Origin of the sequence: Pseudomonas sp. (assembly GCF_049645325.1) — a bacterium.
Taxonomy (GTDB): Bacteria; Pseudomonadota; Gammaproteobacteria; order Pseudomonadales; family Pseudomonadaceae; genus Aquipseudomonas.
Window position 1 is genome coordinate 1 of record NZ_JBARTQ010000703.1, and the last position, 8,720, is coordinate 8,720.

The 8,720-nt window shown below is 61.6% G+C and carries 9 protein-coding genes; 6 read left to right on the plus strand and 3 right to left on the minus strand.

Annotated elements, in window-relative coordinates:
* Positions 1-7: 7 nt before the first annotated feature.
* The 5 genes from WBB95_RS29960 (at position 8) to WBB95_RS29980 (ending at position 4,441) form a co-directional block, all read left to right on the plus strand.
* Positions 8-568: a carboxymuconolactone decarboxylase family protein gene (locus WBB95_RS29960; RefSeq protein WP_424490883.1), complete on the plus strand. Its 561-nt coding sequence runs from the start codon at positions 8-10 to the stop codon at positions 566-568.
* A 64-nt stretch (positions 569-632) separates the two neighbouring features.
* Entirely contained in the window at positions 633-1,694 is a 1,062-nt protein-coding gene (locus tag WBB95_RS29965; RefSeq protein WP_424490876.1) for an acyl-CoA dehydrogenase family protein, read from the plus strand.
* Positions 1,691-2,494, plus strand: coding sequence for an ABC transporter ATP-binding protein (locus WBB95_RS29970; RefSeq protein ID WP_424490877.1), 804 nt, complete (start codon positions 1,691-1,693; stop codon positions 2,492-2,494). The genes WBB95_RS29965 and WBB95_RS29970 overlap by 4 nt, the downstream gene beginning before the upstream one ends.
* Positions 2,481-3,680, plus strand: a complete 1,200-nt coding sequence (locus WBB95_RS29975; RefSeq protein WP_424490878.1) for an ABC transporter substrate-binding protein — start codon at positions 2,481-2,483, stop codon at positions 3,678-3,680. Before WBB95_RS29970 ends, WBB95_RS29975 begins: the two co-directional genes overlap by 14 nt.
* Positions 3,681-3,700: 20 nt before the next feature.
* The gene (locus WBB95_RS29980) at positions 3,701-4,441 is read left to right on the plus strand and encodes an ABC transporter permease (protein ID WP_424490884.1); all 741 of its coding nucleotides are present in this window, start codon (positions 3,701-3,703) and stop codon (positions 4,439-4,441) included.
* Here the strand turns inward: WBB95_RS29980 and WBB95_RS29985 are convergent.
* Positions 4,438-7,449, minus strand: coding sequence for a hypothetical protein (locus WBB95_RS29985; protein WP_424490879.1), 3,012 nt, complete (start codon positions 7,447-7,449; stop codon positions 4,438-4,440). The genes WBB95_RS29980 and WBB95_RS29985 overlap by 4 nt on opposite strands.
* Positions 7,450-7,938: 489 nt before the next feature.
* Positions 7,939-8,076 (minus strand): hypothetical protein, encoded by a 138-nt coding sequence (locus WBB95_RS29990; protein ID WP_424490880.1) that lies wholly within the window; start codon positions 8,074-8,076, stop codon positions 7,939-7,941.
* 172 nt (positions 8,077-8,248) lie between these two features.
* Between WBB95_RS29990 and WBB95_RS29995 the strand changes: the two genes are divergently transcribed.
* The gene (locus WBB95_RS29995) at positions 8,249-8,443 is read left to right on the plus strand and encodes a hypothetical protein (RefSeq protein WP_424490881.1); all 195 of its coding nucleotides are present in this window, start codon (positions 8,249-8,251) and stop codon (positions 8,441-8,443) included.
* Between the two features lie 14 nt (positions 8,444-8,457).
* Here WBB95_RS29995 and WBB95_RS30000 read toward each other — a convergent pair.
* On the minus strand, positions 8,458-8,720 hold a 263-nt coding region (locus WBB95_RS30000; RefSeq protein ID WP_424490882.1), incomplete at its 5' end, for a fe2+ zn2+ uptake regulation protein.

Sequence of the window (8,720 nt, forward strand, 5' to 3'; positions counted from 1 at the left end):
CCACTCCATGTCCCGTGTACCGTTGCTCACCCCTGAAACCGCCCCGGAAGCGGCCAAGCCCTTCCTGGAAAACGCCCTCAAAGGCTCGGGTTTCATCCCTAACCTGCTGGCGGTATTGGCCAATGCACCGGCGGCCCTGGAAACCTACATCACCGTTTCGGGCCTCAACGCCAAGGCTGAACTGAGCCTGGCCGACCGTGAAGTGGTGCAGCTGATTGCCGCCACCACCCATGGCTGCGATTTCTGCGTGGCCGGCCACACCGCCGTGGCACGCAACAAGGCCAAGTTGCCTGAGGACGTCATTGACGCCTTGCGCCAGCGCGGCGAATTGCCGAATGCGCGATATGAAACACTCGCGGCGTTCACCCGCGAAGTCATCGCCACCCGTGGAGATGTCAGCGACGCAGGTTTTGAAGCGTTCCGTGCCGCCGGTTACACCGACGGTCACGCACTGGAGGTTATTCTGGGCGTGAGCCTGGCAACCCTGTGCAACTTCGCTAACGTGTTCGCCCGTACACCGCTGAACCCTGAGTTGGCGCAATACCGTTGGGAAAAACCGGCCAGCTGAAGGCGCACCCGCGCCGCGCCTGGTTTGAGTGCTTTAACACGTGCTGTAAAAAGGAGAAACATGAATGCTTGACCCTATCTTGAGCCGTTGGCTCGATGTTCAAGCGCAGGCCCTGGATGTGGGCAGTTGCGATCCACAGGAAGTGCTGCCAAGGCTGGCAGAAGCCAATGTGTTACGCGTCGGTGTGCCCACCCACCTCGGCGGCCTGGGCGGCGACGTCGCCGGTGCCGTGGAAGCCATCGCCAATGTTGCCAGCCATTCCCTGGCGGCAGCGTTTGTGTGCTGGGGCCAGCGCTCCTTTATCGAGTATTTGCTGCAAAGCCCCAATGAGCGTTTGCGCGAGCAACTGTTGCCGGATTTGCTCAACGGCACGCTGGCCGGGGCGACCGGGTTGTCGAATGCGATGAAGTTTTTGTCGGGTATCGAGACGCTGCAAATCAGCGCCGAGCCGACGCACGACGGCTGGACCCTCAACGGTCGCCTGCACTGGGTGACCAACCTGCGCAAGAACGGTTTTGTCGCGGCGGCGGCCATTGAGCATGCGGGCGGCGGCGCGCCATTTATTCTGGCGATTCCCGACTCGGTGGCGGGGCTGCAACGCTCGCGCGACCTGGAGTTATTAGGGCTGCAGTCGAGCAACACCGCAGCGCTGGGGCTGGAAGGCGTGGAGCTGAGCCGCGACTGGTTGCTGCATGAGGATGCGCGCAAGTTTCTACCGGCTGTACGCCCGGCCTTCCTGGGCTTGCAATGCGGCATGTCGATCGGCCTGGCGCGTCGTTCGCTGGCGGAGGTCGCCAACCATTTGGGAGCGAGCCGTACGGTCTTGCGTGAAGAATTGGAAGCCTTGCGCGTGACCCTGGATCACCTGGTCAGTGACCTGAAGAAAGGCCTGCTCAGCGGGCGTTTCGCGGCAGAGCCGGTGCCCTTGTTCAAGCTGCGAATCGCCCTCGCGGAAACCGCCGCCAGCGCCGTGCAGCTTGAGCTGCAAGCCAGCGGCGGCAAGGCCTACCTGACCGCCCATGGCAGCGGGTTTGCGCGGCGCTGGCGTGAGTCGGCGTTTGTGCCGATCGTGACGCCAAGCCTGGTTCAATTGCGCACCGAGCTGCAACGCCAGGCCAACCTATGAGCCAGGCGGTATTGAGCGCCCAGGGCATTTGCCTGGGGTATGCCAGTGGCCCGGTGTTGCAGGGCTTTGACCTGCACCTGCAGCCTGGCGAAGTGGTGTCGATCCTCGGCCCCAGCGGGGTCGGCAAATCCAGCCTGCTGCGCGTATTGGCCGGTTTGCAGGCGCCGCAGGGCGGCAGCGTGCAGGTGCTGGGTGAACCGTTAAGCGGCCCGCACCCACGGGTCGCGGTTGCGTTTCAAGACCCCAGCCTGTTGCCGTGGTTGAACCTGGAAAAGAACGTCGCGTTTGGCCTGGACTTCGCCCGTCAGCCGCATTTGAGCCAGGCAGAACGGCGCGAGCGTGTCGACCACGCCATCGCCGCCGTCGGCCTGGCGCACGCCCGGCTGCAATTTCCCGCGCAACTGTCTGGTGGTATGGCCCAGCGCACCGCGTTGGCACGCTGCCTGGCGCGTCAGCCGCAAGTGTTGCTGCTCGATGAGCCCTTCGGTGCGCTTGACGAAGTCACCCGCGCCGACATGCAGCACCTGTTGCTCAAGGTCAACCGTGAGCAAGGTTCGGCCGCCGTGCTGATCACCCACGATATTGATGAAGCGCTGCTGTTGTCCGACCGCATCCTGCTGCTGGGCAACCGCCCGGCGCGGACCTTGGGCGAATGGCACATCGACCTGGCGCAACCGCGCGAAGAACAGGTCGAAGCCATCGGCGCCTTGCGCATCGACATTTTGAAAACCTTACGGCAGGCGAGCCGCCCTCAACCCAACCCCCTTGAACTGCTGGAGCCAAGCCATGTGTCTGGATGACCTGACCCACTCGCGCCGTGATTTTCTCAAACTGTCGGCGGTGCTCAGTGCCGCCGGTGCCTTGCCGCTGCTGAGCAGCTTGCAAGCCCGCGCCGCCAGCGAGCCGGACGCGCCGGTACGCATCGGCTACCTGCCGATCACCGACGCCACGCCGCTGCTGGTGGCGCACAACAATGGCCTGTTCGAGGCCGAAGGCATCAAGGCCGAACGCCCGGTGCTGCTGCGCAGCTGGGCGCAAGTGATCGAGGCGTTTATCTCGGGCCAGGTCAACGTGATTCACCTGCTGTCGCCGATGACGGTGTGGGCGCGCTACGCCAGCAACGTACCGGCCAAAGTGGTGGCCTGGAACCACGTCGGCGGGTCGGGCCTGACAGTGTCCCCCGGGATTACCGACGTGAAACAACTGGGCGGCAAATCGGTAGCGATTCCGTTCTGGTACTCGATCCACAACGTGGTGGTGCAGCAACTGTTCCGCGACAACGGCCTGACGCCAGTGGCGCGTGCCGCCGGCTCGGCGATTGCCGCCAACGAGGTCAACCTGATTGTGTTGCCGCCGTCGGACATGCCGCCAGCCCTGGCCAGCAAGCGCATCGACGGTTATATCGTCGCCGAGCCGTTCAACGCCCTCGCTGAAAACCTCAAGGTTGGCCGCGTGCAGCGCTTTACCGGCGATGTGTGGCGCAACCATGCGTGCTGCGTGGTGTTCATGCACGAGCATGACCTGACCAACCGCCCGGAGTGGTCGCAGAAGGTGGTGAACGCCATCGTCAAGGCGCAAGTGTGGACCCGTGATAACCGCGAAGAGGCGGTGAAGCTGTTGTCCAAGGACGGCCCGAACCGTTACACACCGCACGCCGAGCCGGTGCTGAGCAAGGTGCTGGCCCCGGCCGCTGGCGACCGCGCCGCCTACCTGGCTGACGGTGCGATCCAGCACGCCAACTGGGACGAACACCGCATCGACTTCCAGCCGTATCCGTTCCCCAGTTACACCGAGGAACTGGTGCGCCGCTTGAAGGACACCTTGATCGAAGGCGACAAGAAATTCCTCGCAGGCCTCGACCCGGCCTTCGTCGCCAAAGACCTGGTGGACGACCGCTTTGTGCGCAACGCGATCGAAGCCGTCGGCGGCATGAAGACCTTCGGTTTGCCGGATGGCTATGAGCGGCAAGAGGAGATTGGCGTTTGAACAACGGCAAAACCGCCGTCTTGCCGGGCTGGCTGCTTGGTAGTGGCGGCTTGGCAGGTTTGTTGGTGGTGTGGTGGCTGGGCGTGAAAATATTTGGCGATGCCGACGGTTTGTCGGCACGCTTTTCGCTCGCCGCCACCTTCAGCAGCCTGTGGGAATTGATGGGCCGGGGTGAGCTGTACCTGCACATCGCCGTCAGCCTCAAGCGCATCTTCGTCGGCCTGTTCCTGGCATTGCTGGTGGGGGTGCCGCTGGGGTTGCTGGTGGGCAGTTCGCGCAACCTGGAGGCGACGACGACGCCGGCCTTTCAGTTTTTGCGGATGATCTCGCCGCTGTCCTGGATGCCCATCGTGGTGATGTTGATGGGCGTCGGCGACCAGCCGATCTACTTCCTGCTGGCCTTTGCCGCCGTGTGGCCGATCATGCTCAACACCGCCGCCGGCGTGCGTCAGCTCGACCCACGGTGGTTGCAGTTGAGCAAAAGCTTGAGCGCCACGCGCTGGGAAACCTTGCGCCGGGTGATCATTCCCGGGGTGGTGGGGCATATATTGACCGGCGTGCGGCTGGCCATCGGCATTTTATGGATCGTGCTGGTGCCGTGCGAAATGCTCGGCGTGAGTGCAGGGCTTGGCTACTACATTCTCGATACCCGTGATCGGCTGGCCTATTCCGAGCTGATGGCGATGGTGTTGTTGATCGGGTTGCTGGGGTTCGCACTCGATGCGCTGGCGCGATGGCTGCACCAGCGCTGGGTGCATTAAGGCTTGACGTAGATATGCAGGTTGCCTGGGAGGTCGCCGCGCTTTAACGGTTGAGTGGGGTCAGGGATGTGCCGCGTATCCCGGAACCCCACGGAGGCCGGCACATTTTTGTTGTCAAAGACGCCGATGCCCAGGCTGCCGGTCATTTCCGCCAGGCCTGTCACGCCTTCGGAGGTGTTCATGTGCGCGTTGCCGACCAGGGCGATCCACTTGTCGGTACCTGCGTCCGCCAGGATCGTTTCTGCGGCGTAGTAATTGAACTCCTTCAGGCGTACTTCAGAGTTGAGGCCCTGGACGGTGCGCGCTCGAAAGGGGCGCTCGTCCTTGTGGCGTGTGAGGTAGTAATGATCCAGCGGCAAGACCTCCATGCCATGCTTTTTGAACGCGTCCCTGAGCTCCGTGAACGTCGGGTTGGTCCGTCCGTTTTTCAGGCTGCCCAGACTGCTGATGCCGTCGTCCACCGGGCCAAAGGGCGGCAGGTCAATCATGCCTTCGAAGTAGACCTTCTTGACGCCCTGGGCCTGGAACGTCTGCAGGTTGGCCATCAACAGTTTAAAACTGGCCATCTGCGAGTGGCTCTCTCCAAATACCAGACCCTGTGACACTTTCAACGCTTCGCTGATCAGGTTTGCCGGGCTGGTTTGCCTGGGCAGAACCGGGAGGGGCGGCGGCGGCAATAAGGCGCCTGCGGCCTTTATGGCGTTATGGTAGTTCTCCATCTGGTGCGTAAACAGTGCTTTGGTCTGCTCCAGGCCATCACCCGGGATGAAATGCCCCGGTACCAGTTTGCCGACGGTGTTTTCCACGTAATCCCCGGCCGGCAGCGGTTCTTTGATTGCGCCTTCGTGTGGGTGAGGCGCGCGCGTTGCATAGGGCGTGACGCGCTCGGGGGTATGCGTGTGCGTTGTGCGTGTGGGCGGCATTAACGTGTCGGTGGGGTTGAAATCCGCTAGCGGTGGGCCGTAGGGCTGCAGGCTGTCCGCATCAAATGCATACCAATGGCCTTGGTGTTTTACCGCACTGCCGACGATGGCTTTTTCGCCTACGCTGAACGCGCCTGTGGCCGCTGCATCAAACCGGGCACTGGCATACGCGAGGTCCGCGCCGGAGGCCATGCCGCGCAAGCGCTGGGTGCCGCTGCTCAGGGCGTCCGAGGCCTGTATGGCGAGTTTGCCGGCACCTACCGTCAGGTCGCCCAGGCCACCCAGCGGGTTGAAGGCACTGAGGGCGGTCGCTCCGATTATTCGGCTGCCATGGGTCAATTTGGTGAGCGCATTGCCGGCCTTGCCTGCCACTTTTGCCAGCTTCGACGCCATGCCAATGCCAGCGGTGACAAACCCAAATACATCAAACGCCAGGTCGGTGACGCCGTCCTGATAGTTGCCGTTGTGAAAGTTGACGAGGGCGGACCGCAGGGGGATGAGGTCGAGTAAAAAATCGCCCATCGCGTTAAGGCTGTCACGATGTTGTTCGGTCGGCGTTCTGCCTGCGGCTTGACGTTTGACCGTATCACTGTCGATGTCCAAGCCTTTGACGACTGTCGCGGCTATGTCCTGGATTCGCGGGTTTTGGAAATGATTGGGCCTTGGGCCCGTGGGCCCTGACGTGTTGAGGGTATGGCAGGATTTGTCGGGGTAAAACGCCTCGAACCGGGTGACTTCATCCGAGACATAGGCGGGCTCGCGATCAGCGGGGTGTGGCAGGGTTGCTCGCACGGTGCCCTTGACCGTGTCGAAGGCATACGAGCGTGTTTTGCCGGCGTACTCGGCTTGCACGAAAATCGTCGGGCTTGAGTGGAACAGGCTGTCGCCGACAAAGGGAACGAGCGAGCGTCTGTAAGCGTTTTCCTTGAAAAACCGGAGCGTGCCTTGGTTGAGTTGAACCCTGTCTTCCAGCGGCAAGTGCGTGATGGCGTTCATCAACAGGCTGTGTTTGATGCCTTTGTAGGTTTGGGTGACCTCGGCAAACGCCCGGTCAAAGGCCTCAGGGATATTGAAGGGTGGGCTGCGGGTAAATTCACGGAAGGCGTTGAGGTCGAGGTCGCTGCCCGCAAGCACTCGCCAGTTGTCGTCGAGCTTGAGCCCCTGCATGGTGATGTCCAGCATCGAATAAGGCAGGCTGAAGTGATTGGCCCTGGCCTCGGGTACATAGGTGATGCGCAAGGACTTGGCTTCAAAGTCGATGTCATTGCCGAACGTTTTTTGCAGCAACGCCAGGGCCATGGCTTTTCGATTCGGCATCGGCGCTTCCAGCCGTTCGGAGGCGGCCTTCAGCGCACTTTGCTGCTGATTGAAGGCTGCGCGCGCGATTTCGATCTGGTCGTCGGAGTAAGGTGCGTGCTGCTGTTCAAGCACCTGATTGGCAATGGCCCAATCGATCAGGGCGGCTTTTTGTACGGACTCACTGGCGTGCGGTGCGCTTTGGGCCTCTTGCATGACGTCGCTGAAGTTCATGAACGCAGCCTTGCCGGGTGTTTCAACTTCGAGGCGCGCCACCGCCAGGCACAGGTTTACCCATGCCTGGCTGCCCACGCCGACCCCGTCGGGGATGTTCCTGACCAGAAACTGCGGCGCAACCCGTGCCAGCAACAGGTGGGCGCCCACTGCCGCCGTGGCATTGGACGTCTTGCCTTGGCCGTTCAGATGCTCCCCCAGCGCACTGACAACGACGGCGGGCGACCGCCCCCAGAGCGTGTCGGCCATCAGGTCAAATCCGGCGACATGGTTTCGCACGGGCTGCTCAATCGATTCGGGATCAAGGCCCAGGTGAAGTGCCGCCAGTAGGTAATCCTGAGTGCTGCGCTCTGTGGCAATGCCCTTGACCTTAAGCCGGATCGCTTCGCCCAAGGCTTGCGCTCTGGGCGAAGCGAGCAGTTTTTTCACCACGCCGGCGGGGTCTTGCCCGTCGGTTTTCGGCAACGAAACCGCACCGCCCAGGTAGGCCAGTGCGCTCCCTCGGGGGAATTGCAGGGGCAAGCCCGGCAGGTTGGCGCTGTTGCCAGCGACCACGTTAGCGACCTCGCGCTGGTTTTTTACGCTCAGGGGGACGGGCCATGACAATGCGCCGGCTAAATTGCCAAAGGACGGGTCAGTCGCATCTTCGCCAAGCGCTTGGGTGGGTGCCGCCAATTTCAACACCTGAAGGCTGTCCGAGCTTGGCGATGCGGGCGCTGGAGGCCTGGCCACTGGCAGCGGCAGAGGTTTCAGTGGGTCGGTCGAGAGGGGCGGCGGGGTGTAGGCGAGAGGGTGCGAACTGCTGCGGGAAATCGTCATTGTTCACCTGTCTGATGTGCACATGGAAGCGCAGGCAAAGCAATACAGCGTTGCCCGAGGCGCACCGATGGGTGTGCGAATCAGCACAAACCGTTCCTGGCGAAAAGGCTTGCAAGCGTGAGCAAAAAAAACAATGTCCGGCCGTGACGTCGCATCAGTCAGTCATGCAGGCAGGTGCAAAGCAGGCGTCTCGCTCTCCGGCCTGGAAAGCGAGACGCTATTCAATCAACGGTGGTCGTAGCCTCGGCCTTCGTCGTAGCGATGGTCGTGCCAGCCGCCACCGCCGCCGTGTGGGAAAAAGAAGCAGCCGCTCATGCTCAGCATGATCAGCAAGGGAATCAGCAGTGTGATTCGACGTAACATCTCAAAATCCTCTAAGGTACCGACAGGTTCAATCAGGCGTGGCACAAGCCAAACTTTTACATCGCCTGTAACATAGGACCCTGTCGCCCCCAATCCATCCCGCTCACTGGGTATGTGCTTGGCATGGTTGACGATACAAAGTGGATACATTCTCAAGGTTCAGGAACCCGTCATGACCCAAAAGCAGCGTTTGAAATATTCGATTCTGATTGCCCTGGCCGTACTGGCGACGATGTTTGGCCTGTCCTACCTGCAGAACACCGGGGTTATCAGCGAGAAAACGTTCCAGTACATCGCCATTGCCGTGGCGGTAACCGTGGTAGTGATCAACGGCATCATGCGCCGCAAGGTCAAGCCTCACTTCTGATTCAGGCGTGTGAATCAGGCGCGACCGTCGAGCACTTTGGCAGCCTCTTCATGGAGGCTGTAGCTTTTATCTGCATTAAGGGTTATCACGCCCTCGCTGCACAGGCGCTTGAGCACCTCACGCACGCTGAGAAACGACAGCGGGATGCCCAGGTCGAGCAAATGGCTGTGTACACCTCGCACCCCCAGGGTGCGCTGGTTGTCGGCAGCGGTGAGCAGGGCGTCGATGACCTTCAGCCGAATCAGGCTGGTGCGCAAACCGAAACACTTGAGCAAAT